The sequence below is a fragment of the Demequina soli genome, from assembly GCF_000971195.1.
Classification (GTDB): domain Bacteria; phylum Actinomycetota; class Actinomycetes; order Actinomycetales; family Demequinaceae; genus Demequina; species Demequina soli.
On sequence record NZ_BBLZ01000004.1, the window covers coordinates 247194 to 270738 of the forward strand.

General features: G+C 74.1%; 21 protein-coding genes. 13 read left to right on the top strand and 8 right to left on the bottom strand.

Going from position 1 to position 23545, the window contains the following annotated elements; all coding sequences use genetic code 11:
* Positions 1–4: 4 nt before the first annotated feature.
* From AOM04_RS10255 to AOM04_RS10265, 3 genes are read left to right on the top strand one after another with little or no spacing between them, the layout of a single operon-like run.
* A complete protein-coding gene (locus tag AOM04_RS10255) occupies positions 5–937 on the top strand; it encodes a phosphodiester glycosidase family protein (RefSeq protein ID WP_062464690.1) in 933 nt (310 codons plus the stop codon).
* 1 nt (position 938) lies between these two features.
* The gene (locus AOM04_RS10260) at positions 939–2021 is read left to right on the top strand and encodes a bifunctional glycosyltransferase family 2/GtrA family protein (protein ID WP_062464691.1); all 1083 of its coding nucleotides are present in this window, start codon (positions 939–941) and stop codon (positions 2019–2021) included.
* A gap of 39 nt (positions 2022–2060) precedes the next feature.
* Positions 2061–3467: a pyridoxal phosphate-dependent decarboxylase family protein gene (locus tag AOM04_RS10265; protein WP_062464692.1), complete on the top strand. Its 1407-nt coding sequence runs from the start codon at positions 2061–2063 to the stop codon at positions 3465–3467.
* Positions 3468–3582: 115 nt separating this feature from the next.
* Here the strand turns inward: AOM04_RS10265 and AOM04_RS10270 are convergent, their stop codons facing one another.
* The gene (locus AOM04_RS10270) at positions 3583–4800 is read right to left on the bottom strand and encodes a cobalamin-independent methionine synthase II family protein (RefSeq protein WP_228373682.1); all 1218 of its coding nucleotides are present in this window, start codon (positions 4798–4800) and stop codon (positions 3583–3585) included.
* A 259-nt stretch (positions 4801–5059) separates the two neighbouring features.
* Between AOM04_RS10270 and gad the strand changes: the two genes are divergently transcribed.
* Complete coding sequence (gene gad, locus AOM04_RS10275) at positions 5060–6412, top strand: glutamate decarboxylase (RefSeq protein WP_062464693.1); 1353 nt, start codon at positions 5060–5062, stop codon at positions 6410–6412.
* Between the two features lie 30 nt (positions 6413–6442).
* Here the strand turns inward: gad and AOM04_RS10280 are convergent, their stop codons facing one another.
* A complete protein-coding gene (locus AOM04_RS10280; protein ID WP_062464694.1) occupies positions 6443–7072 on the bottom strand; it encodes a hypothetical protein in 630 nt (209 codons plus the stop codon).
* Positions 7073–7342: 270 nt separating this feature from the next.
* Between AOM04_RS10280 and AOM04_RS10285 the strand changes: the two genes are divergently transcribed.
* Together AOM04_RS10285 and AOM04_RS10290 are read left to right on the top strand one after the other, a co-directional pair.
* Positions 7343–8254 carry a C40 family peptidase gene (locus AOM04_RS10285; protein ID WP_062464695.1) on the top strand — a complete coding sequence of 304 codons (912 nt, stop codon included), beginning with the start codon at positions 7343–7345 and terminating at the stop codon, positions 8252–8254.
* 58 nt (positions 8255–8312) lie between these two features.
* On the top strand, positions 8313–9215 hold the full coding sequence (locus AOM04_RS10290; protein WP_062464696.1) for an aldose 1-epimerase family protein: 903 nt from the start codon (positions 8313–8315) through the stop codon (positions 9213–9215).
* 8 nt (positions 9216–9223) lie between these two features.
* Here AOM04_RS10290 and AOM04_RS10295 read toward each other — a convergent pair whose 3' ends face one another.
* The gene (locus AOM04_RS10295; protein ID WP_062464697.1) at positions 9224–10522 is read right to left on the bottom strand and encodes an aspartate aminotransferase family protein; all 1299 of its coding nucleotides are present in this window, start codon (positions 10520–10522) and stop codon (positions 9224–9226) included.
* Between the two features lie 90 nt (positions 10523–10612).
* A complete protein-coding gene (locus AOM04_RS10300) occupies positions 10613–11230 on the bottom strand; it encodes a GyrI-like domain-containing protein (RefSeq protein WP_062464698.1) in 618 nt (205 codons plus the stop codon).
* 119 nt (positions 11231–11349) lie between these two features.
* On the opposite strand from AOM04_RS10300, the gene helR reads away from it, so the two are divergent.
* A complete protein-coding gene (gene helR, locus AOM04_RS10305) occupies positions 11350–13533 on the top strand; it encodes an RNA polymerase recycling motor ATPase HelR (RefSeq protein ID WP_062464699.1) in 2184 nt (727 codons plus the stop codon).
* Between the two features lie 8 nt (positions 13534–13541).
* Here helR and AOM04_RS10310 read toward each other — a convergent pair whose 3' ends face one another.
* Positions 13542–14021: an SRPBCC family protein gene (locus AOM04_RS10310; protein WP_169816436.1), complete on the bottom strand. Its 480-nt coding sequence runs from the start codon at positions 14019–14021 to the stop codon at positions 13542–13544.
* Between the two features lie 47 nt (positions 14022–14068).
* Complete coding sequence (locus AOM04_RS10315) at positions 14069–14737, bottom strand: SDR family NAD(P)-dependent oxidoreductase (RefSeq protein WP_062464701.1); 669 nt, start codon at positions 14735–14737, stop codon at positions 14069–14071.
* 93 nt (positions 14738–14830) lie between these two features.
* On the opposite strand from AOM04_RS10315, the gene AOM04_RS10320 reads away from it, so the two are divergent.
* Genes AOM04_RS10320 through AOM04_RS10330 form a run of 3 tightly spaced genes read left to right on the top strand, consistent with a single transcriptional unit; the run spans position 14831 to position 16571 of the window.
* Positions 14831–15337 carry a sigma-70 family RNA polymerase sigma factor gene (locus AOM04_RS10320; RefSeq protein WP_062464702.1) on the top strand — a complete coding sequence of 169 codons (507 nt, stop codon included), beginning with the start codon at positions 14831–14833 and terminating at the stop codon, positions 15335–15337.
* The gene (locus tag AOM04_RS10325; RefSeq protein WP_062464703.1) at positions 15334–16011 is read left to right on the top strand and encodes a zf-HC2 domain-containing protein; all 678 of its coding nucleotides are present in this window, start codon (positions 15334–15336) and stop codon (positions 16009–16011) included. Before AOM04_RS10320 ends, AOM04_RS10325 begins: the two co-directional genes overlap by 4 nt.
* Before the next feature lie 56 nt (positions 16012–16067).
* Positions 16068–16571 (top strand): COG4315 family predicted lipoprotein, encoded by a 504-nt coding sequence (locus tag AOM04_RS10330; RefSeq protein WP_062464704.1) that lies wholly within the window; start codon positions 16068–16070, stop codon positions 16569–16571.
* On the opposite strand, the gene AOM04_RS10335 is transcribed toward AOM04_RS10330, so the two are convergent.
* The gene (locus AOM04_RS10335; protein ID WP_082104571.1) at positions 16568–18190 is read right to left on the bottom strand and encodes an alcohol dehydrogenase catalytic domain-containing protein; all 1623 of its coding nucleotides are present in this window, start codon (positions 18188–18190) and stop codon (positions 16568–16570) included. The two genes, AOM04_RS10330 and AOM04_RS10335, sit on opposite strands and share 4 nt — an antisense overlap.
* Positions 18191–18349: 159 nt before the next feature.
* Between AOM04_RS10335 and AOM04_RS10340 the strand changes: the two genes are divergently transcribed.
* The 3 genes from AOM04_RS10340 to AOM04_RS10350 all read left to right on the top strand — a co-directional run bounded on the left by AOM04_RS10340 (position 18350) and on the right by AOM04_RS10350 (position 22325).
* Complete coding sequence (locus tag AOM04_RS10340; protein ID WP_062464705.1) at positions 18350–19681, top strand: flavin monoamine oxidase family protein; 1332 nt, start codon at positions 18350–18352, stop codon at positions 19679–19681.
* A 204-nt stretch (positions 19682–19885) separates the two neighbouring features.
* Positions 19886–21814 carry a glycoside hydrolase family 15 protein gene (locus AOM04_RS10345; protein WP_082104572.1) on the top strand — a complete coding sequence of 643 codons (1929 nt, stop codon included), beginning with the start codon at positions 19886–19888 and terminating at the stop codon, positions 21812–21814.
* Between the two features lie 100 nt (positions 21815–21914).
* Positions 21915–22325, top strand: coding sequence for a VOC family protein (locus AOM04_RS10350; RefSeq protein WP_062464706.1), 411 nt, complete (start codon positions 21915–21917; stop codon positions 22323–22325).
* 22 nt (positions 22326–22347) lie between these two features.
* On the opposite strand, the gene AOM04_RS10355 is transcribed toward AOM04_RS10350, so the two are convergent.
* Positions 22348–23520, bottom strand: coding sequence for an MBL fold metallo-hydrolase (locus AOM04_RS10355; protein WP_062464707.1), 1173 nt, complete (start codon positions 23518–23520; stop codon positions 22348–22350).
* Between the last annotated feature and the right edge of the window lie 25 nt (positions 23521–23545).

Here is a 23545-nt window from a genome sequence, read left to right on the forward strand (position 1 = left end):
CAGCATGACCCCGACCCCCGAAGCCCGCCGGCCGCGCCGTCACCGCCTGCGCCGCCGCCTCGCGGCCGCCGCCATCGCCCTCCTGCTCGCCGTCGGCGTGCCCAGCTGGTGGGCGCTCAACCGCTACGTGGTGGACCACGTCGAGGTCGCGAACGCCTCCCAGCGGGAGGAGCAGGTGGCCGCCGAGGCCTCCACGGGCACCGCCGCATCGTCGACCGACGCGCCCCAGGTCACCGTCACGGAGCACACCTACGGCTCGGGCTCCGACCAGGCCACCTACTACGTCGCCGACGTGGTGCTGAGCGACATCACGCAGCTGCGCTCGGCGTTCGCGAACGACGCGTTCGGCGAGAACATCGTCGAGTACCCGTCCGACATCGCGTCCGACGTGGGCGCCGCGTTCGCCGTCAACGGCGACTACTACGGCTTCCGCACCACCGGCATCGAGATCCGCAACGGCGTCCTCTACCGCGACGAGGGCGCCCGCGAGGGCGCCGTCATCTACGCCGACGGCACCATGGACGTGTACGACGAGACCTCCACCTCCGGCCAGGAGCTGCTCGACGCCGGCGCGTGGCAGACCCTGTCGTTCGGCCCCGGGCTGGTCCACGACGGGCAGGTCATGGACGGCATCGACACCGCCGAGGTCGACACCAACCTCGGCAACCACTCCATCCAGGGCGACCAGCCTCGTACCGCGATCGGCATGATCTCCGCCAACCACTACGTCTTCGTCGTGGTCGACGGGCGCTCGAGCGAGAGCGCGGGCGTCACCCTGACCGAGCTCGCGTCGATCATGCAGGACCTGGGCGCCACCGAGGCGTACAACCTCGACGGCGGCGGCTCCTCGACCATGGTGAGCGACGGCTCGCTCGTCAACGACCCGCTCGGCAAGGGCCAGGAGCGCGGCACCTCCGACATCCTCTGGGTCGGCTGACGTGCGGGTCCTCATCCCGGCCTACGAGCCCGACGCGCGCCTCGTCGACCTCGTCGCGGCGCTGCGCCCGGGCGCCGCGGTGGTGGTCGTGGACGACGGGTCCGGACCCGCGCATCGTCCCCATTTCGACGCGTGCGAGGCGCTGGGCGCGACCGTGCTACGCCATCCCGCGAACCGCGGGAAGGCGGCGGCGCTCCGGACCGGCTTCGCATGGGCCCTCGCACACGCCCCCGGCGAGGCCGTGGTGTGCGCGGACAGCGACGGCCAGCACACCGTCGAGGACATCGGCGCCGTCGCCGCGGCGCTCGCCTCGGCCCGGGACGATGCGGTGGTCCTGGGCGTCCGCGCGTTCGCCGGCGACGTGCCGCTGCGCTCGCGCGTGGGCAACCGCGCGACCACGGCCCTGCTCGCCGCCGCCACGGGGCGGCGCGTGACCGACACCCAGACGGGGCTGCGCGGCTACCCCGCCGCGCTGCTGCCCTGGGCGCTCGGCGTGCGCGGCGAGCGGTTCGCGTACGAGCTCGAGCTGCTCCTCGCCGCGTCGCGCCGGGGCATCGCCACGATCGAGGTGCCCATCGCGACCGTGTATCTCTCGGGCAACGCGTCCTCGCACTTCCGCCCGCTCGTGGACTCCGCCCGGGTGATGCGGCCGCTCGTGCTGTTCGCCGCATCGTCCCTGATCGCGTTCGGGGTGGACACCGTCGCGCTGCTCGCGCTGTCGGCCGCGACCGGCAGCCTCGCCGCCGCGGTGGTGGGCGCGCGGGTGCTGAGCGCCTCGACCAACTTCGCGATCAACCGGCGCACCGTGTTCCGCTCGCGCGGCCGGGTCGGGGCGCAGGCGGTGCGCTACGCCGCGCTCGCGGGCGTCCTGCTGTTCCTCAGCTACTCGACGCTACGCACGCTGACCGAGCTCGGGGTGCCGCTGCTCGCCGCCAAGGTCGCGACGGACGCCGTGCTGTGGGCGCTGTCCTACGGGATCCAGCGCTCGCTCGTGTTCGCGCCGACGCCCTCCCCGGCAGCCGCGACGGAATCCACCACCGTGACGCTGATCGCGCACGAAAGCGGCGCGAGAACGCACGTGTGACGCTCGGCCCGCGCGGCAGTGCGCACCTATCCTGGCGCGATGAGTCCCCAGACCGGCGTGGGTCCCGCGCGCCCCGACCGCATGCACGCCGTCTCCGACGAGAGCCGCGCCGTCGTCGACCTCGTGCTCGACTACACCCGCCGCCGCGCCCTGTACGAGGACATCCCGCTCGACGTGCCGGCCTCGCCGGAGGAGCTCGCGCAGGTCGCGTCCGGCTCGATCACGCCGGGGGGTCTCGGCGCCGAGCGTGCCCTCGCGCTGTTCGGCGACGTGCTGGCGCCGACGTGCCTCTCGACCGACCACCCGGGGTACCTGTCGTTCATCCCCTCGGCCCCGAGCAAGGCCGCCACCGCGTTCGACCTGGTGGTGTCCGCATCGTCCATCTACGGCGGGTCCTGGCTCGAGGGCGCGGGCGCCGTGTTCGCAGAGAACGAGGTGCTCGCGTGGCTCGCGGGCGAGCTGGGCCTGCCCGAGACCGCCGGCGGCGTGTTCGTGCAGGGCGGCACGATCGGCAACCTCTCGGCGCTCGTGGCGGCACGCGACGCGGCCCGCCGCGCGCGGCGCGAGCGCGGCCTGCCCGACCCGGCCCGCTGGGTGGTGGTGTGCAGCGCGGAGTCGCACTCGTCGGTGGCCTCCGCCGCCGCCGTGATGGACGTCGACTGGGTCGGGATCGAGCCGGACGACGACGGCCGGCTCCACGGCCACGCCGTCGAGGACGCGCTCACCGCCCACGGCGACGCGGTGTTCGCGGTGGTGGCGACCGCGGGAACCACCAACTTCGGGATCGTCGACGACCTCGCGGGCATCGCCGCCGTCACGCGCGCCGCGGGCGTGTGGCTGCACGTCGACGGCGCCTACGGGCTCGCAGGCGCGCTCGTGCCGGCGATGCGACCGGCCTACGCGGGCATCGAGCACGCCGACTCGCTCATCGTGGACCCGCACAAGTGGCTGTTCGCGCCGTTCGACGCGTGCGCGCTCCTCTACCGCGACCCGCAGGTCGCGCGCCGCGCCCACACGCAGCACGCCGAGTACCTCGACGCGCTCACCGAGTCGCCCGACACGAACCCCTCGGACCTCGCGATCCAGCTCACGCGCCGCGCGCGCGGCCTGCCGCTGTGGTTCTCGCTGGCGACCTACGGGACGAACGAGTACCGCGCGGCGATCTCGTACGGCATCGAGCTCGCGCGCCGGGTCGCGGACGAGGTGGCGGCGCGGCCGGAGCTGTCGCTCGTGAGGCGCCCTCAGCTGTCGGTCGTGGTGTTCCGGCGCGACGGCTGGAGCGCCGCCGACTACGAGGCGTGGTCGGCGCGCCTGCTCGCCGACCAGAAGGCGTTCGTGGTGCCCAGCTCCCACCGCGGGGAGCCGGTGCTGCGCATCGCGATCGTCAACCCGTTGACCACTTTCGAGCTGATCCGCGACGTGCTCGACTCGCTCGACTCGCAATGACAGATGTGACAGATGTGACAGATGGGACTCGCGGGACGTAGGCGGCGGGCGCATGAGTCACGCCGACCCGTCGCCTACGTCCCACGCGTCACATCTGTCATTGGGAACCGTACGGTCAGCCGTTGAGGAGCTTTGCCGCTCGGCGCGCGCCCTCGCCCAGCGACTCGAGCTTCGCCCACGCGATGGCCGGGTGGATGCGGCCGCCGAGGCCGCAGTCCGTCGACGCGATGACGTGGTCCGGACCGACGATCTCCGCGAAGCGGACGATGCGCTCGGCCACCAGGTCGGGGTGCTCGACCACGTTGGTCGCGTGGCTCACCACGCCCGGCAGCAGCGTGGTGCCGGCGGGCAGCTCGACGTCGCGCCACACCTTCCACTCGTGCTCGTGGCGCACGTTGCCCGCCTCGAAGGAGATCTCGGCGGCGTTGATCTGCGCGACCAGGTCCGCGATGTGACGGAGCTCGAGGTCCGTGGTGTGCGGGCCGTGCCAGGAGCCCCAGCACAGGTGGATGCGGACCTGCTCGCGCGGCAGCCCCTCGATCGCGTGGTTGATCGCGTCGATGCGCGTCTGGATGAACGCGCGGTAGTCCGCGACGGACGGCTCGGGGTTGATCTGGTCCCAGCTCTCGGCCAGCGACGGGTCGTCGATCTGGAGCGTGAGGCCCGCGTCGGTGACCGCCTTGTACTCCTCGCGCATGACGTCGGCCCACGCCCAGATGTGCTCCTCCTCGGTGGCGAAGTAGGAGTTGCCGATGCGCGCGGCCGAGCCGGGCGCGAGCGACGTGATGAAGCCGGTGGACAGGCCGGCGGCGTCGAGGCCGCGGCGCAGGCTCGCGATGTCGGACGCGATCGCGTCGTGGCCGCGGTAGGACAGCGGGCCGACGGCCTCGGGCCAGAACGGCGGCTCGCCCATGAGGACGCCCGAGGTCGGGTCGAAGTAGGCGGCGGCGAAGCGCACCCAGTCGCGACGGTCCTCCATGGAGGTCAGGCGGATGTTGCCGGGCTCGGAGCGCACCGGGCCGGGGCGCGGCGCGTCCAAGGCCGGGAGCGCGAGGCCGGCGGTGCGCTGGAACGAGTAGGACCACCAGGCGCCGAAGTCGTGCGCCGCGGTCATGGCCTTGCCGTACTCGCCGTCGCCGACGATGGTGATGCCGGCCTCGACCTGCTTGGCGACCAGGTCGGTCACGGCCGCGGCGGCGAGCTCGCGGTACTCGTCGGTCTGGACGAGCGTGAACCCGTCCTCGGCGACGGCGAGGGCCTGGGTCGCCTCGACGAGCTCGGGCGAGCGCGGCAGCGATCCCGAGGTGGTGGTCTGGATGGTCAGCTCGGACATCGAGGCTCCTTCGGACGCGGGCGATCGCCCGCACGGCAAGCAGGGACGGCCCGCCGGCAATGCCCACCCTGGGTGGATCCGAGGCCTCGTTTGATGCGCGGCGGCCCGGCCATTGTGCCCGGTCGGGCCCCTGGGCGCCAAAACGGCGGGGGGACGATGCGGTGCGCGCCGCATCGTCCCCTCGCCCTGCGGCGACGCGCGCCCGGGGCTACGTTGAATCGGGGAACGCTCAGGGACGCGCGCCACGAGGAGGCCCATCATGTCCGGCACGTTCAGCAGCAGCGACGACTTCGACGACTTCGCGGAGCCCTGGTACACGCTTCCCGAGGGCAGCATGCCGGCGCAGACCGCGTACGAGATCGTGCACGAGGAGGCGATGCTCGACGGCAACGCCCGCCTCAACCTCGCGACCTTCGTCGGCACGTGGATGGACGAGCATGCGAACCGCCTCTACGCGGAGACGTTCGACAAGAACATGATCGACAAGGACGAGTACCCCAAGACCGCGGAGATCGAGACGCGGTGCTGGAGGATCCTCGCCGACCTGTGGCACGCGCCGGACCCGGAGCACGCGATCGGCACGTCGACCGTCGGCTCCTCGGAGGCGGCGATGCTCGCGGGGCTCGCGCTCATGCGCCGCTGGCGCGCGCGGCGCCGCGAGGCGGGCCTGCCGACCGACCGGCCGAACCTCATCATGAGCGCGGCGGTGCAGGTGTGCTGGGAGAAGTTCTGCAACTACTGGGACGTCGAGGCGCGCCTGGTGCCGGTGTCGCACGAGCACCCGGCGCTCGACGGGCACGGGCTCGAGGACTTTGTCGACGAGAACACCATCGGCGTCGTCGCGATCATGGGGGTCACCTACACGGGCGTCTACGAGCCGGTGCGGGCGATCGCCGCCGCGCTCGACCGCATCCAGGACGCGACCGGCCTTGACGTGCCCCTGCATGTCGACGGCGCGTCGGGCGCGATGGTCGCGCCGTTCCTGCAGCCCGAGATCGCGTGGGACTTCCGCGTCGAGCGGGTGGTCTCCATCAACACGTCGGGCCACAAGTACGGCCTGGTCTACCCGGGTCTGGGGTGGGTGGTGTGGCGGAGCGAGGAGCACCTGCCCGAGGACATGGTGTTCCGCGTGAGCTACCTGGGCGGCGACATGCCCACGCTCGCGCTGAACTTCTCCCGCCCCGGGGCGCAGGTGCTGCTGCAGTACTACCTGTTCCTGCGGCTGGGCCGCGAGGGCTACACGGCGGTGCACTCCCACACGCGGGCCGTCGCGCTGTACGTATCCGGGGAGATCGCCGCCATGGGTCCGTTCGAGCTCGTGAGCGACGGCAGCGACATCCCCGTGTTCGCGTGGAGGCTCAAGGACGGCCACAACCCCAACTGGAACCTCTACCACCTGTCCGACAAGCTGCGCGCGCGGGGCTGGCAGGTGCCCGCGTATCCGCTCCCCGAGGGGCTCGAGGACATCACGGTGCAGCGGATCGTGGTGCGCCGCGGCAGGCGCGCGGTCGCGCGCGACTTCCTCGAGGACCTCCGGGCGTGCGTCGACTACCTCGAGGCGCTCGACGGGCCGATCCCGGTCGAGCGGACGAGCTCGGCCTTCCACCACTAGCGCGGGGGACGATGCGCGCGCCCGTAGCGCTCAGTCCTCGCCAGCTCCCGGCCGCACGAGCACGGCGGCCGCCAGGAAGCACGCCGCCCCGAGGAACGTGCCCAGGTTGGCCCACAGGAGGCTGACGAACGTCTGGGTCTCCGGCACCACGTACGCGCCGATCGCCGACGCCCCGAAAGCGACCGAGCCGACCATGTTCAGCCAGGCCGCCTCGGGGGTGCGGGCGCGCACGTGCCAGAGCTCGTGCCGGCGGCGCGCCGCCGCGAGGGCGAGCGCCCCGGACACGAGGAAGGCCAGGGAGCCCCACGCGTCCGACCGCCAGCCGATGCCGACCGCGCCCGGCGTGGCGACGGCACCGAGCAGCGCCGCGAGCGTGCTGACGTTGAACAGCACCGTGCCGAGCGACTGGACGGCGGCCGCCCACCAGTCGTAGCGGTCCCCCGTGGTCGCCGTCGGCCGCGGCGGGCGCCTGCCGCTGAGCAGCAGCTGGATCGCGCCCGCGCCCGTGAACAGGAGCGACCCGACGAAGAAGGTGACGCCCGTCGCGACCGCCCCGGCGGCCTCCTGGAACCACGGCAGGGCGCCGACCATGAAGCACAGCGACCCCAGCGCGAAGCCCCATGCCTCCGCGCGCAGGCGGATGTAGCGGCGGCGCTCCATGAGCCCGAGCCTAGGGCGCCGCGCGCCCCGATGTGACGAAGGCCACGTCCGCGCGGCCCCGACGGCCACGCGGCGCCGGACGTGGGCGGGCGTAGCAGGGGCGCGATCGCCGCGCGCGCCGCCCGGCACGATGCCCGATTCGCGCCTTCCGCACGATTCTGGGAGCGGTCCACAAGCGCACCGTGATCATTTTGTTACCTTCGTTCGATGCGTGAGAGGAGTTTCCCGTTGTCGAGTTTTCGCGCAAATCTCCACCGCCACGCCAACCGCGTGGCCGCCACCGCCGTCGCCGGTGGCGCCCTGAGCCTGGGCTATGCGACCGCCGCGATGGCGTCGCCGGCCCCCCTGCCGGCGGACACGCCGCAGCAGGCGAGCGAGGCGGTCCGGACCGAGACCACCGTCGCCCCGATCACCGCGAGCGCCAAGGCTGACTGGGGCGTCGACGAGCTTCCCCAGGTCGAGGTCACCCCCTTGTGGGAGCAGCCCGCCCAGATCAAGAAGGCCCGCGCGCTCGCGTCCGACCCGGAGGTGGTCGCGACCGCAGCCGTGCACCTGCGCACCGCCGCCGACGGCGGAGCGGAGTCGCTCGCCGTGCTCGCGGACGGCACCAAGCTCGGCACGGACGCCGACGAGGTCACCCGCGGCGACTTCACCCGCGTCTACACCAAGGACGGGCTCACCGGCTTCGTCGCGAGCCACCTGCTCGACAACCTCGCGGATCTGCGTGCCGCCGAGGAGGCGGCCGCCGCCAAGGCCGCCGAGGAGGCCGCCGCCACCGCCGCCGCGTCGACCGCGTCGACCGCGTCGACCACGAGCACCGCCACCACGTCGGTCGCCTCGTCCACCAGCGCCTCGTACTCGAGCATCGTCGCGGCCGCGCAGTCCCAGATCGGGTCGGCCTACGTGTACGCCTCCGCGACGCCGGGCGCGTTCGACTGCTCCGGCCTCGTGTCGTGGTCCTACGCCCAGGTGGGCATCAGCGTCCCCCACTCGTCGAGCGCGGTCCGCGCGGTCGGCACGGTCATCTCGGCCTCCGAGGCGCGTCCCGGCGACGTCATCTGGTCGCCCGGCCACGTGTCGATCTACGCGGGTGGCAACCAGCAGATCGAGGCCGTCGGCCCCGGCAGCGGCGTCCAGCAGACGTCGATCTGGCAGTCCAGCCCGGTGTTCCTGCGCTTCTGACGCGCCACCCGGACCCTCGCGGTCGGCGGTCCCCCGCCGGCCGCGATACGGTCGCGGCATGACGCACCTGTCCGGATCCCAGATCACCCTCACCCACGGCGACCAGGTCGCCACCATCGCGAGCGTCGGCGCGGCGCTGCGCGAGTACACCGTCGGCGGCCGCGACGTCGTGGTGCCGTATGCGGCCGACCAGCTCGCGCCCGCGTTCAGCGGCATGGTCCTCGCGCCGTGGCCCAACCGCCTGCGCGACGGCCGCTACACCTTCGCGGGCGCGGACCTCCAGGTCCCCGTGAGCGAGCCCGACCGCGCCACCGCGCTCCACGGGTTGGTCTCGTGGGCCGACTGGACCGTCGAGTCCTCCTCCGCGGACGCGGTCACCCTGACGTTCGCGCTCGCGGCGAGCCCCGGCTACCCCTTCCAGCTCGTCCTCGCGACCACGTACGCGCTGACCGACGGCGGCCTCACCATCACCACGGTCGCGCGCAACGAGGGCACCGCCGCCCTGCCGTACGGCGTGGGCTTCCACCCGTGGTTCGCGCCCGGCGGCACCCCGGTCGACGAGTGCACCCTCCAGCTGGGCGCCGCCTCGCGCGTCACGGTCGACGAGCGCCTGCTGCCGACGGGCACGGTCCCCGTCGACGGCGACTTCGACCTGCGCGAGGTCCGTCCGCTCCGGGGCGTCGCGTTCGACGATGCGTGGGTGGACCCGATCACGGACGCCGACGGCCGCTCGTGGGCCCGCCTGGGCTGGGCCGACGGCTCGACCATCGAGATCTGGGCCGACTCCGAGGCGACCGCGTGGCAGGTGTGCACCGGCGACCAGGTGCCCGGCGTGTACCGCGCGGGGGTCGCGATCGAGCCCATGTCCTGCATCGCGGACGCGTTCCGCACCGGAGAGAGGCTGATCACGCTCGAGCCCGGCGCCGAGCACACGCTCGCGTGGGGCATGCGCCTGGCCTGAGGCGTCCCCTACGCCAGCGCGGCGTGCAGCGCATCCTCGAGGATGTCGAGCCCCGCGTCGACCTCGGCATCGGTCACGGTCAGCGGCGGCGCGATGCGGAACACCCCTCCCATGCCCTTGAGCTGGCCGATGTTCATGTGCAGGCCGCGCTCGAGGCACGCGGACGTCACGGCCACGCCGTAGCCCTCGGCGGGGGCCTTGGTCGCGCGGTCCGCGACCACCTCGATGCCCTGCAGCAGGCCGCGGCCGCGGACGTCCCCGACGGTCGGGCAGCCGGCCTGGATCTCGCGCAGGCGGGCACCCATGCGCGTTCCGAGCTCCCGCGCGCGCCCGACCAGCCCCTCGCGCTCCACGACGTCGAGCACGGCGAGCGCGACGGATGCCGCGAGGGGGTCGTTGACGTGGGTCGTGTAGAAGAGGAAGCCGCGCTCGTGGCACGCCTCCTCGATGGCGCTGCTCGTCACCACCGCCGCCACGGGCAGGCCCGCGCCGAGGGTCTTCGACAGCGTGAGGACGTCGGGCGTGACGCCGTCGCGCTCGAAGGCGTACATGGTGCCCGTGCGCCCGAGACCCGTCTGCGCCTCGTCGAGGATGAGCAGGCCGCCCCGCTCGTGGCACCACGCGCGTAGCCGCGCGAGGTAGCCGACGGGCAGCTCGACGATCCCGCCCGAGGACAGGATGGGCTCGACCAGGACCGCGGCGAGCGCGCCCGTCGACTGGCGGTCGATCGCCGCGAGCCCGAACTCGAGCTCCGCCTCCCAGTCGTGGGAGCCGTCCGGCCGGCGGAACGGCGACCGGTAGGCGTCGGGGGTGGGAAGCGTGAGCATGCCCGGCTGGGTGGGACCGTAGCCGCGGCGCCCGGCGACGTAGGTCGCGGCCGCCGCGCCGTGCGTCATGCCGTGCCACGAGCGGTCGAACGTCACCACCTCGAAGCCGCCCGTCGCGAGCTTGGCCATGCGCAGCGCGGCCTCGTTCGCCTCGGCGCCGGTGCTGAGCAGCAGCACCTTGTCCAGGCCCGCGGGCATGGTGGCGGTCAGCCGCTCGCCAAGCTCGACCACCGGGCGCGACAGCATGCCGCTGAAGAGGTGGTCGAGCGTGCGCACGGACCGGCTCACGGCGTCGACGATCGCGGGGTGCGCGTGCCCCAGGACGGCGCTCATCTGACCCGACGTGAAGTCGAGGATGCGGCGCCCCTCCGCGTCGACGACGTAGGAGCCCTCGCCGCGCTCGATGATCCGCGGCGTCCACCCGGTCCCGAACCTCACCAGGTGCGCGTCCGCGCCCGCCCAGAACCCCGCATCGTCCATCCGCGCCTCCCCGAGCCGTGCCGTCGGCCCATCCTGGCGCGCGGATGTTGCCCGGGTGTTTCGGGCCTCCGGGGACGATGCGCGCGGCGGCTAGGGAGCGTCCGCGACGGGCTGGCGCAGGATGGTCCGCAGGCGCTCCGGGGCGCTGCGGCGCAGGTCGCTCAGGTAGATCTCGTGGTGCCGGCCCGTCAACGCGAGACCCTGATCCGCGATCTCGGCGTGCAGGCGGGCGATCACCGGGCCCTCGTCCGCGAACGGCCCGACGTGAAGCGTCTGCATGCACCGGCCCTCCTCGAGCGTCTCGAGCCGCACGTCGTCGAGGCGGGCCGGGGCGCCCTTGGCGCGGACCCGCGCGACGACCGCCTCGAACGCCTCCCTCTCGGTCCATCCCGGCACGGCGATCATCGCCGTCCACCGCCACGCCGCCCGGTCGCCGGCCGCGAAGGCCGCGGGGTCGTCGGCCCACCACAGGCCCTCGAGCGGCATGACGACGTAGTCGCGTCCGAGCTCCCGCTTGCTGAGGAACTTGAGTCCGTACGCGACTGGGTAGAGCGCCCCGAGTGCGGCAGAGAACTCCGGCGAGGTGTTCGGGTCGCCGCGGCCGTCAGCCATGAGAGAGGACATCGGGGGGACGTCCACGAGGCGGAGCTCGCCGCGGCGCGCGCGGTAGGAGTCGAGCTCGCGCTTGAGGTCCGCCTTCGCGTCCACATCTTCACCGTACCGCGGCCGGGGGGCCTTGCCGCAAGGCCCCCCTCGAGGAGGAGAATCGGCGGCCGTGCCGCGCGCGCCCGCCGCCCGCCCGCCATGCTGAGAACCGGAGGATCCCCATGACCGATGACGTCTTCGCCCTGCCGGCGCGCCTCGCCGCGAAGGCCGAGCCCTCGCTGATCGACGCCGACGCGCGTCACCTCGCGCGCGTGGCGGCCGCGGTCGCGACCCAGGTCGCCGACCTCCGCACGCGCCTCGAGGACGAGCGGCTCAAGCCCGGCGGTGGTGGCCAGGCGACCGTCGAGCGCGACCTGGAGGTGCATCGCCTGGCCTCGCGGGTGCGCACGCTGGAGCGCTACGGGCTGGACCTGTGCCTCGGGCGCATCGTCGCCGCGGACGGCGAGGTCACCTACATCGGGCGGCTCGGGCTGACCGACCGCGACGGCGGCCGCCTGCTCGTCGACTGGCGCTCCCCCGCCGCCGAGCCCTTCTTCGGGGCGACGGCCGCGCGGCCGATGGGCCTCGCGAGCCGGCGCCGCTACCGGTGGGGCCGCGGGCGCATCGTCGACTACTGGGACGAGCCGTTCGGCGAGGGCGCGGCCGCCGCGTCGGCGCTCGACGAGGATGCCGCGCTCATGGCGAGCCTCGGCGCGAGCCGGTCGTCACGCATGCGCGACGTGCTCGCCACCATCCAGGCCGACCAGGACGGGATCATCCGCGCCTCGTCCGCGGGCGCGCTCGTGGTCGACGGCGGGCCCGGCACCGGCAAGACGGTGGTCGCGCTGCACCGCGCCGCCTACCTCACGTACGCGGACGCGCGGCTGGCCGCGCAGGGCGGCGGCGTGCTCGTCGTGGGCCCGCACCGGCCGTACCTCGCCTACATCGCGGACGTGCTGCCCAGCCTCGGCGAGGACTCGGTGCGCACGTGCACCGTCACCGACCTGGTGCCGGAGGGTGACGGCGCCGCACCCGAGACCGATCCCGAGGTCGCGCGGCTCAAGGCGTCGCTGGACCTCGCGGTCGAGGCGGCCGTCGCCCTCTACGAGGAGCCTCCCACCGCACCGCTGGTGCTCGACATCGCCGACGAGCAGGTCCGCGTCACCGCGCGCGACTGGGCCGAGGCCTTCGCCGCGCCGGAGCCCGGCACGCCGCACAACGACGCGCGCGACGAGGTGTGGCAGGCCCTGCTCGGGATCCTGGTGCGGCGCTTCCGCGGGGACGATGCGGACGAGGAGACCCGTCGGGAGGACCAGTTCGACGCGTACGGGCTGGGCTACGACGAACCGGACGAGCCGGTGAGGCTCGCGCTCTCGCGCCACCGCGACCTGGTCGAGGCAATGGGCCGCGCGTGGCCCATCCTCGAGGCGGCGGACATCGTCGCCGATCTCTGGGAGGTGCCGGCCTACCTGCGACGATGCGCACCCTGGCTCTCCGCGGCCGAGGCCGCGTCGCTCCGCCGGGACCCCGACGCGGCGTGGACCGTGGCTGACCTGCCGCTCATTGACACGGCGCGGCACCGGCTCGGCGACCCCGAGGCGGCGCGGAGGCGCCGCGCCGAGGCCGCGCGGCGCGACGCGCACCGGGCCCAGATGGCGTCCATCGTCGAGGACCTCATCGCGAACGACGACACCGAGCTGCGTGTCATGTCGATGCTGCGGGGGCAGGACCTCAAGGCGCAGCTCGATGCCAGCGTCGCCGATCCCGGAGCCGCGGCGGACCGGCTGGCGGGCCCGTTCGCCCATCTCGTGGTCGACGAGGCGCAGGAGCTCACCGACGCCGAGTGGCGCAGCCTCCTGCGCCGGTGCCCCTCGGGCAGCCTCACGATCGTGGGCGACCGCGCGCAGGCCCGCCACGGCTTCGCCGAGACCTGGGAGGAGCGGCTGGCGCGGGTCGGGATGCGCGACGTGCGCCGGTCGCCGCTGTCGGTGAACTACCGCACGCCCGCGGAGATCATGGCCGAGGCCGCCCCCGTCATCCTCGCGGAGCTGCCGGACGCGAACGTGCCCGAGTCGATCCGTACCGGCGGACTCCCGGTGGCGCGCCGGCCGCGGGCCGCGTTGGACGCGCTCCTCGAGGCGTGGCTGGCCGCGCACGACGAGGGGGTGGCGTGCGTCATCGGCGACCCGTCGATCCCCGACGGCGAGCGGGTGCGGTCCCTCGGCCCCGCGGACGCCAAGGGGCTCGAGTTCGACCTCGTCGTGCTCGTCGAGCCGGAGGCGTTCGGCACCGGGCTCTCGGGCGCGGTGGACCGCTACGTGGCGATGACACGCGCGACCCGGGAGCTCGTCATCGTCGAGGGCTGACGCCGGCCCTACTCGGAGCCGGCGCCCTCGAGGTGCGCCACCACGCGGTCGAGGCGCGCCTCGACGACGTCCCGCATCGACGGCCTGGCGAGCCGCGAGCCCAGCGTCGGGTCGCCGACGTGCACCTCCACCCCGATCCGGGTGCCCGCGTCCTCGGCCGCGAACGTCCACACGAACGTGTCGACCGGGAGGTCGTGGTGCGGCCGGTGGTGGCCGCGCAGCCACAGGCTCGGGTGGGCCTCGTAGACGATCCGCGCGTCCGGCACCACCTCGGTGAACGTCACGTCGACGTCCTCGTCGACGGGGAACGGCGCCGGGTAGACCATGTGCGCCGTGGTCCCGACCCCGTCCGCGGTCGCCTCCACGTCCACGACCTCGATCGGGTCCCCGTCGTGCAGGTTGCGCGGGTCGCGGCAGTACTCGAACGCCGCATGCACCGGGGCGTCGGCGTAGGCGGACAACGCGATGAACGGCTTCGTGGCGGTCATGGTCATCACCTCTCCTCGAGCCTACGTCCGCGGGGGCGGCGCCGCCCCTACTCGCGGCCCTCGTCGAGCGGGATCAGCATCGACCGGAAGGCGCCGTCCTCGAGGTGCAGGTCCCAGATGCGGTCCGCGACCTCGTCGAGCGTGTACCGCAGCTTCGGGATCGCCCCCGGGATCACCAGCTGCGCGACGCGCACGCCCTCGTCCGCGAGCGCATCGTGCAGCATCTCGCCGTACGCGCTCTCGGCGGGGAACGCGACCGACGTGCCGGCGAAGTCGTGACGGGCCTTGACCGAGGTGCCTCCGTTGATGAGGACGATGCTTCCCTCGCCCGCCGCGCGCATGCCGGGCAGGACGGCGCGGGCCGCGCGGATGAGGCCCAGCGCCGAGAACGACAGGGCCTCGAGCGCCAGCTCGGGCGTGAGGTCGAGCACCGGCTTGAGGTAGTCGCGCGACGGCAGCGGGCTGTACTGGAGCACCGTGACGGGCCCCAGCTCGGCGGCCGCGTCCGCGAGCGCCGACTCGAGCGCGCCGGGCTCGCGCACGTCGGCGGCGTAGCCGCGCGCGGTGACGCCCGCCTCGGCGAGCCCGGTCGCGAGCGCGTCGACCTTGGCCTGGTCGCGCGCGACCAGCGCGACCGAGAACCCCTCGCGCCCGAACCTGCGGGCCACGGCCGCACCCAGGCCCGGGCCTGCTCCGATGATCGCGATGGTGGGCATGGGCGGTCTCCTTCGACTCGGCTTCGTCCCGACCCTAGCGCGGCCGCGGTGAACCGCCGGGCGGCGCGCATCGTTGAACCCGTGGGAGGGCGGATGCCTGTCGACAGGGAGTCGGTGCTGCGCGAGCTGCACGACCAGCACGCCGCGGTGCTGTGGCGCTACGTCACGCACCTCACGGGCGACGCCGCCGCCGCGGACGACGTGGTCCAGGAGACGCTGCTGCGCGCGTGGCGGACGCCACGGATCCTGGAGCAGGACCCGGCGTCGACGCGGTCGTGGCTCATCACGGTCGCGCGCCACCTGGTGATCGACGACGCCCGCAGCGCCCGCCGCAGGCACGAGGCGCCGCGCGAGAACGTCCCCGACCGCCCCGCCGACGGCGCGGAGGACGCGCTGTTCGACGCGCTGCTCGTGGCGGAGGCGATGGCGACGCTCAGCGCCGATCACCGCGCCGTGATCGTGCGCGCCTACTTCGGCGGGCTGTCGACCGCCGAGCTGTCCGGCGCGCTCGGGATCCCGGAGGGGACCGTGAAGTCCCGCCTGCACTACGGGCTGCGCGCCCTGCGGCTCGCGCTCGAGGAGAGGGGCGTGACGCGATGACGGTCGACCACGCGGCGTACGCGGACTGGGACGCGGCCTACGTGCTGGGCTCGCTCACCCCCGCCGACCGGCGTGCGTTCGAGGCCCACCTCGCCGGTTGCCCCGCCTGCCGCGACGCGGTCGCCTCCCTCGCGGTGGTGCCCGGCCTGCTGGGCCGCGCCCGCCCCCTGCTCGGGGACGATGCGGCGAAGGCCTCCCCCGAGCCACCGGAGGACCTCGTCGCGCGGGTCGGGCGGCGGCGGGCGTCGCGCCGTCGCACCGTCCGCCGGCGGATCGTCACGGGTGCCCTCGCCGTGGCCGCCGCGGCCGCGCTCGCGGTCGGGGTCCCCGCGGCGCTCGACTCCCCCGGCCCGCCGCCGGTCGCCGTCGCGATGACGCCGGTCGCGGACACCGGCATGACCGCGAGCCTCACGCTCGAGGCCGCCGACTGGGGCACACGCATCGCGATGACCTGCGGCTACCCGGCCGGCACGACCGACTACGGCGCGGCGGCCTACGCGCTCGAGGTGACCGGCACCGACGGCGCGGTCAGCCAGGTCGCGACCTGGACCGGCGTGCCCGGACGCACCGTGCACGTCGACGCCGCCACCGCCCTGCCGATCGACGAGATCGCGTCGGCGCGCATCGTCACCGCGGCCGGCGACCCCGTGCTCGAGTCCCCGGTCGCCGGCTGAACCGGCGCGCCGCGCGCCTCGTGTCCCGGGTGACCGTCCCGTCGGAAAGGCTCGCCATGTCCCCCCGCACCGCCCTTCGTCTCACCGTCGTCGCCGCCGCGTCGCTCGCGCTCGCCGCCTGCTCCTCGGGCGGCGGCTCGGGCACCCCCGGCTACGGCTCCGGCACGTCCCCGTCGCCCACCACCGGCCCTGCCAGCGGCGCCGTCGCGGCATCGCTGGCGACCGCGGACTCGCCGCTCGGCACCATCGTCGTCGACGGCGACGGCACCGTCGTGTACCAGTACGACGCCGACACGCAGGGCTCGGGCACCTCGGCCTGCACCGGGTCGTGCCTCGCGACCTGGCCGCCCGTGCACGCCGGCAGCGCCGCGCCCGCGGTGACCGGCGTCACCGGGACCGTCGGCACCATCACGGGCGGCGACGGCGAGCCCCAGGTGACCCTCAACGGCTGGCCGCTCTACTACTACTCCGGCGACACCCAGCCGGGTCAGACCCACGGCCAGGGCGTCGGCGGCATCTGGTGGGTGATGGACCCCTCGGGGACACCCGTGCACGGCTAGGATCGCGCCTCGCGCTCGGGCAGCGGGCCCGGGGGCTCGCCCGGCTCGCGCTCGAGCAGGAAGAAGTAGGGGCGCCCCTCGTCGCGCGCGCCCCGGCCGGCCATCACGCCGAGCAGCGTGTCCTGGTCGACCCGCACGAGGTGGTCGTGGATGGGCCGCGCGTCGTAGGTCATCGTCGCGGTGACCCTCCCGCGGTGCGCCGTGTCGCCGAGCCATGCGCCGCCGCCGCTCAGCGCGACGTCGGAGACGAGCGAGCCGTCCTCCGCGCGGCACACGATCGGCTGCACGTGCTCGGCGTCGACGAAGTTCTTGCCGAACCAGCGGGCCCGGCCGAGCGCGCGGTGGATCCGGTGGCCCGTGTCGATGCCCGTGCCGCGCCACAGCCCGGTCAGGTCGGCTGCCCCGACCGCGGGCAGCACGTCCCACAGGGCGGTCAGCTCGTCGGGGTCGCCCGCGCCGGTCGCCGCGAGCGCGCGGACGCGATCGGCCGCGGTGCCGGCCGCCGCCGGAGCCTCGCGCGCGGGCTCCTCGGCCATGAGCATCACCGCCTTGACCGCCTCGCCCGAGCGCGCGGCGGCGATCGCGGCGTCGATGCGCGCGAACGGAAAGGTCGTGACGAGGCGCTCGAGCGGGAAGAGACCGGCGCGCCACAGGGCGACGAGCGTGGGCACGTCGCGCGCGGGCGTCGCGTCGCCCTCGATGACGCCGGTGAGCGTGCGCCCCCACAGGAGCGCCGTCTGGCTCACCGTGACGGGGTTGGCGCCGTGCCGCAGCGCCACCGTGGCGCACGTGCCCGGCGAGGCCAGGGCGCCCAGCGCCGCCCCGAGCGCGTCCGTGGTGCCGACCGTGTCGAGCGCGAGGTCGTAGCGGGCGCCGCGCGGGTCGAGGCCATCGGCGGCGACGGCGTCCGTCGCGCCCAGCTCGAGCGACAACGCGCGCCGGCGCGGGTCCGGCTCGACCACGGTGACGGAGGCGCAGCCGGACGCCCGGGCGGCCATGACGGCCGCGAGCCCGACCGTGCCCGCGCCGACCACCAGCATGCGGTCCGTGAGCCCGGGGCGCAGGACGTTGAGGACCGTTCCGGCGCCGGTGAGGACGCCGCACCCGAGCGGTGCGGCGAGCGCGAAGGGGATGTCAGAGCCGATGGGGACCACGTTGGTCGCGCGCGCGATGGCCCGCGTCGCCCACGAGGACTGGGCCATCCATGCCCCGGCCACCGGCGCATCGTCCCTCCCCCATAGCGTGCGCGAGCCGTCGGGGCGGACCCCGCGGTAGTTGCGCAGCGCGAACTCGCGGCAGTAGGCGGGGTGCCCGGCCCGGCAGCGCCCGCACGCGCCGCACGCGTCGAAGGTGAGCACCACGCGGTCGCCGGGGACGACGTGGGTGACGTCGCGCCCGACCGCGGCGACGGTGCCGGCGCCCTCGTGCCCGAACACGGCGGGCAGGTCGAACGGCGCTCCCCCGTCGATCGCGGTGAGGTCGGTGTGGCAGATGCCGGAGGCGGCGACGTCGACGAGCACCTCGTCGTCGCGGAGCGCGTCGAGCCTGACCTCGACGGCGACGGGTGACGCGCCGGGGGTGTGCGCCACGGCGGCGAGGGTCGGTGCGTCGAGCGTCATGCGTGCCTCCACCCGGGCGCCGCCTCGTCGCGGCGTCCACGCCATATGTTAACCGCGACTCACATTCGCGCAAGGCTCGCACGCCTCCGCGCGCGCCGACGCCGCGTGGGCTAGCGTCGCGAGCGACCACCCGGCACCCGCGATGGAGCACCGCAGCACATGGACCACGTCGACACCATCGTCATCGGGGCCGGCGTGTCCGGCCTCACCGCCGCGCGGCTGCTCGCGCGCGAGGGCCGCACCGTCGTGGTGCTCGAGGCGCGCGACCGCGTCGGCGGGCGCGTGTGGACGCGACGCGCCGGCGGCACCGTGACGGACCTGGGCGCCTCGTGGATCCACGGCGTGACCGATGAGCCGGTCGCGACCGCCGCCGGTGCGCTCGGCATGCGCACCGCCGAGTTCACGGTCGGCAGCTACCAGGTGGACGGCCGCCCGATCGCGTACTTCTCCCCCGAGGGCGTCCGCATGACGGACGATGCGGTGCGCGCCTTCGTGGCCGACGTGCGCACGGTCGACGCCGCGCTCGCCGACGCGATCGCCTCCTCGGGCGCCGACGAGTCGTACCGCGACGTCACCGAGCGCGCCCTCGCGGCGCAGAGCTGGGGTGCCGCGCGTGCGCAGCGGGTCCGCGAGCTCCTCGAGCACCGTTCCGAGGAGCAGTACGGGGCGTGGATCGAGGACCTGGCCGCCCACGGCCTGGACGACGACTCGGTCGACGGCGACGAGGTCGTGTTCCCTGACGGCTACGACCGGCTGCCAATCGCCCTGGCCGAGGGTCTCGACGTCCGCCTCGGGCGCACGGTCACCCGTGTGGAGTGGTCGGGCGACGAGGTACGGGTGACCGCGGGCGGCGAGACCCTCGTCGCGACGACGGCCGTGCTCACGGTCCCGGTGGGCGTGCTCAGGTCCGGCGACCTCGCGATCTCGCCGCCGCTGCCGGACGTGGTCGCGGGAGCGCTGAGCCGGCTCGAGATGAACCGCTTCGAGAAGGTGGTGCTGCGCTTCCCCACCCGATTCTGGGGCGAGGGCCAGTACGCGATCCGTCAGCAGGGGCCCGAGGGCCGCTGGTGGCACTCCTGGTACGACCTCACGCCGCTCCACGGCACCCCGACCCTGCTGACCTTCGCCGCCGGGCCGGCGGCGCGCGCCATCGAGGGCTGGTCGGACGCCGAGGTGGCCGCGTCCGTCCTCGCGCAGCTGCGGCGCCTCTACGGCGAGCGCACCGAGGAGCCCAGCCGAGTCGACGTCACCGCCTGGCACGCGGACCCGTTCGCGCGCGGCTCCTACGCGTTCATGACCGTGGGCTCGACCACCGCCGACCACGACGCGCTCGCCACGCCGGTCGGCGGGGTGCTCCACCTCGCGGGCGAGGCCACCTGGACCGACGACCCGGCCACCGTGCCCGCGGCGATGCGCTCGGGCCACCGCGCGGCGGAGCGGATCCTGGGCCGCGCGGTAGCCATCGAGGGGACGTGGGCGGCACCCTCCTGACCTACGCCGCGCGCGCCGGTCGGATCGATGGGCGCGGGTGCTGCTGCGGTGGTGTCCTCGGGCATGCGTCCAGGGTTCCGCGACGAGGCGCGCGGCGCATCGTCCCGCCGCAGGCATCCGGGCGTACGACGGACGCGGTACGGGCCCCGATTTCCCGTCGGCGGCCACGCGTGCCAGCATGAACAGGGACACCGAGGGGGTCGCATGCCCGAGTATCCGAACGTCGAGGACCACGGCCTGATCGGCGACCTCCAGACCGCCGCGCTGGTGTCCACGGACGGCACCATCGACTGGTTCTGCGCGCCGCGCTTCGACTCGCCGAGCATGTTCGCGTCCCTGCTCGACGCCGACCGCGGCGGCTGCTTCCGGATTCGCCCCGTCAGCGCCGACCACGTGACGCGCCAGCTGTACCTGCCGGACACCGCGATCCTCGTCACCCGGTTCATGACCGACGAGGGCGTGGGCGAGGTGGTCGACTTCATGCCCGTCGTGGGTCACGAGCCGACCGACCGGCACCGCATCGTGCGCCTCGTGCGGGTGGTGCGGGGCACGATGCGCTTCGAGGGCGAGATCCTGCCCGGCCTCGACTACGGGCGCGCCCGTCACACGATCGAGGACCTGAGCGACGAGGGGGCACGGTTCGTGGCCGGCGGCGTCTCCCTCACGGTGCACCGCATCGGGGACGTCGTCATGCACGGGGACGGCAGGTCGGGCGCCCTCGTCGCGGACGGCGGCGCGCTGCGCATCACCGGCGAGCTGCGCGAGGGCGACATCACCGGCGCCGTCCTCGAGACCGGCGGAGCGGCACCTGAGCGCGTGTCGCGCGCCGAGGTGGAGCGGCTGCTGCGTGAGACCAGCCGGTTCTGGCGCGAGTGGAACGGCAGGTCGACCTACCGCGGGCGCTGGCGCGAGATGGTGGGGCGCTCGGCCATGACGCTCAAGCTCATGACGTACGCGCCCACGGGCGCGCTGGTCGCCGCCCCGACAGCGGGACTACCGGAGCAGGTGGGCGGCGAGCGCAACTGGGACTACCGGTACACGTGGGTGCGGGACGCGTCCCTCTCCGTGCACGCGCTGCTCGGGCTCGGGTACACCGAGGAGGCGGCCGCCTTCGGGGTGTGGCTCATGGATCGCGTGCACGAGGGCGCGGGCGCCGAGTCGGGGCCGCTGCGCATCATGTACCGCGTCGACGGCACGTCCGACCTCACCGAGGAGAGCCTCGACCACCTGGCCGGCTACCGCGGGTCCCGGCCGGTGCGGATCGGCAACGGCGCCGCCGGCCAGGTGCAGCTCGACATCTACGGCGAGGCCCTCGAGGCGATCTTCGTGGCCGCCGAGGCAGGCCTCGACCTGGCGCACGCGGGATGGGTGCAGCTCACGGAGCTGCTGGACTGGCTGTGCGACCACTGGGACCAGCCGGAGGAAGGCATCTGGGAGACCCGCGGCGGGCCGCAGCGCTTCACGTACGGGCGGGTGATGTGCTGGATCGCGCTCGACCGCGGCATCCGGCTCGCCCGCAAGCACGGCCGGCCCGCGCCGCTCGCGCGGTGGATGGATGCGCGCGACACGATCTACCGCCAGGTGATGGAGCGCGGGTGGGACCGGCGGCGCGGCGCCTTCGTGCAGCATGACGACACCGACGTCCTGGACGCGTCGCTCCTGCTCATGCCCATCCTCGGGTTCATCGCGCCGCTCGACCCGATGTGGCTGTCGACGCTGCGCGCGATGCGCGGCGAGCTGGTGTCGGACAGCCTCGTCTACCGCTACAACCCCAGCGCCTCCCCCGACGGCCTGTCCGGCTCGGAGGGCACGTTCACGCTGTGCTCGTTCTTCTACGTGGACGCCCTCGCCCGCTCCGGGTTCGTCGAGGAGGCCGAGCTCACGTTCGGCAAGATGCACACCTACGCCAACCATCTGGGCCTGTACGCCGAGGAGATCGGGCTCACCGGCGAGCAGCTGGGCAACTTCCCGCAGGCATTCAGCCACCTCGCGCTCATCAACGCCGCGATCGTGCTCGACCGGCACCTCGACGACGCGCGCGACCTGGTCGGGCCCGCGATCCGCGAGGCGATGCGCCGGCTCGACACGCCCACCACCGCGCCGTCCTGGCGCGTCCCCGGCGAGGACCGGTAGCGGTCTCGCGCGTCACGATGCGCCGGGACACCTTGACGCCCCGCCCGCGGCTGGCGAGGGTGGAAGGCATAGTGTCCGCACACCACCTCGGGGGGTCACGATGCCCGCGATCTTCGTCAGCATGCCGGCGACGGACCTGGAGCGCACGAAGGCGTTCTACGTGGCCGTCGGCTTCACGCTCGACTCGCAGCTCACGTCCGACACCGCCGCGTGCGCCGTGGTCGAGGAGGGTCACAGCTACCTCATGGCGGTCAGCCGCGACCTGTTCCAGTCCTTCACCGAGAAGCCGATCGGCGACCCACGCGTCAACCCCGTGTCCGCCGTGACGGTCTACCTCGACAGCCGCGAGGCCGTGGACGCGGCGGTGCTCGCCGGCGTCGCCGCGGGCGGCTCCGAGGACGAGCCGGCCACCGACTACGGCTTCATGTACCAGCGCCAGGTCTGCGACCCCGACGGGAACATCCTCCAGTTCGGGTTCATGGACGCCTCGGCGGCGCCCTCCCCCGCGTGAGCACGGGAGGGCGCCGCCGAGGCTATTTGCCGACGTTGATGCTGAGGAGGTCCTGGCCGACGATGAGACGGCCGTCGAACCCCTGTGCCGCGGCCCGCAGGGTCCGCTCGCTGCAGTTGCCGGGGACGATGTGCGACAGGACCAGGTTCTTGACGCCCGCCTTCGCCGCGACGTCGGGACCCACCTGAGCGATCGTGGTGTGGGCGCCCAGCAGGTGCTGGCGCAGCCCGTCCCGTGCCGCCGGCGGCACGCGCGTGACGATCGTCTCGACCCAGGCGGGGTCGATGACCTCGTGCACCAGGTAGTCGGCACCCTCCGCCAGCTCGATGAGGTTCTCGCTCACGGCCGTGTCCCCCGAGAACACGATCGACCCGTCCGGGGTGTCGAACCGGTACCCGAACGCGGGCGCCGTGGGGTGATGGTCGACGAGCGTGGCGGTGACGCGCACGTCGCCGTCGGCGAACACCTCGAAGGGGGACACGCGCGGCGGGCGACCGTCGCCGACCGCGGGCCACAGGGCCGACACGTCGATGTCGGTCACGTCGAACACCTGGGACGGCGGCGTCATGCCGGAGTCCCGCACCCGATCGTTGAGATCCTGCGCGAACGCCTTCTGCAGGTAGGACGTGAGCTGCGAGATCCCCGGCGTGGGCTCCGCGGCCTCGATGACGGGCCGCTGGGCGCTCGGCGGGAACATCGGCACGAGCGCGCCGCGGTCGCCGGGACCGAGCACGCGGATGGGAGCCGTGCGCCCGGTGGAGTTCATCGCGCCCGTGGCCCACAGCGCCGGCCAGTCCATGAAGTGGTCCGAGTGCAGGTGTGTGAAGAGGATCGCCTCGACGTTCGTGAGGATGGTGCCCACGTCGGTCGAGGGCTGGAGGCCCGCGGCTGCGAGCTTCTCCATGGTCCCCAGGCCCAGGTCGACCAGGTACTCGCGGCCGTCGAACACCACGGCGGACCCGATGCCCGCGCGCGCGCCGTCGAGCGCGACGGGGCCTCCGGCAGTGCCGAGCAGGACGAAGCTGGTCCGCGCGCGCGGCGCGTGGGAGGAGCCGTTCGCGCTCGGGGCGGCCTGCGCCGCACTCCCACCGGCGGCGATCAGACCCGCGGCGGCCGCGGCGATCCCTGCGCCACGGATCAGCCCGCGGCGGCTCGTGCCCGCCGTCTCCGGGTAGGACGGGATGTCATCGCACATGAGCGCTCCTTTGCGTCACGGTGAT

Coding starts and splice junctions, on each gene's coding strand:
- AOM04_RS10255 (WP_062464690.1), top strand. CDS start 5: ATGACCCCGACCCCCGAAGCCCGCCGGCCGCGCCGTCACCGCCTGCGC.
- AOM04_RS10265 (WP_062464692.1), top strand. CDS start 2,061: ATGAGTCCCCAGACCGGCGTGGGTCCCGCGCGCCCCGACCGCATGCAC.
- AOM04_RS10270 (WP_228373682.1), bottom strand. CDS start 4,800: ATGTCCGAGCTGACCATCCAGACCACCACCTCGGGATCGCTGCCGCGC.
- gad (WP_062464693.1), top strand. CDS start 5,060: ATGTCCGGCACGTTCAGCAGCAGCGACGACTTCGACGACTTCGCGGAG.
- AOM04_RS10280 (WP_062464694.1), bottom strand. CDS start 7,072: ATGGAGCGCCGCCGCTACATCCGCCTGCGCGCGGAGGCATGGGGCTTC.
- AOM04_RS10290 (WP_062464696.1), top strand. CDS start 8,313: ATGACGCACCTGTCCGGATCCCAGATCACCCTCACCCACGGCGACCAG.
- AOM04_RS10295 (WP_062464697.1), bottom strand. CDS start 10,522: ATGGACGATGCGGGGTTCTGGGCGGGCGCGGACGCGCACCTGGTGAGG.
- helR (WP_062464699.1), top strand. CDS start 11,350: ATGACCGATGACGTCTTCGCCCTGCCGGCGCGCCTCGCCGCGAAGGCC.
- AOM04_RS10310 (WP_169816436.1), bottom strand. CDS start 14,021: ATGACCGCCACGAAGCCGTTCATCGCGTTGTCCGCCTACGCCGACGCC.
- AOM04_RS10315 (WP_062464701.1), bottom strand. CDS start 14,737: ATGCCCACCATCGCGATCATCGGAGCAGGCCCGGGCCTGGGTGCGGCC.
- AOM04_RS10320 (WP_062464702.1), top strand. CDS start 14,831: ATGCCTGTCGACAGGGAGTCGGTGCTGCGCGAGCTGCACGACCAGCAC.
- AOM04_RS10325 (WP_062464703.1), top strand. CDS start 15,334: ATGACGGTCGACCACGCGGCGTACGCGGACTGGGACGCGGCCTACGTG.
- AOM04_RS10330 (WP_062464704.1), top strand. CDS start 16,068: ATGTCCCCCCGCACCGCCCTTCGTCTCACCGTCGTCGCCGCCGCGTCG.
- AOM04_RS10335 (WP_082104571.1), bottom strand. CDS start 18,190: ATGACGCTCGACGCACCGACCCTCGCCGCCGTGGCGCACACCCCCGGC.
- AOM04_RS10340 (WP_062464705.1), top strand. CDS start 18,350: ATGGACCACGTCGACACCATCGTCATCGGGGCCGGCGTGTCCGGCCTC.
- AOM04_RS10345 (WP_082104572.1), top strand. CDS start 19,886: ATGCCCGAGTATCCGAACGTCGAGGACCACGGCCTGATCGGCGACCTC.
- AOM04_RS10350 (WP_062464706.1), top strand. CDS start 21,915: ATGCCCGCGATCTTCGTCAGCATGCCGGCGACGGACCTGGAGCGCACG.
- AOM04_RS10355 (WP_062464707.1), bottom strand. CDS start 23,520: ATGTGCGATGACATCCCGTCCTACCCGGAGACGGCGGGCACGAGCCGC.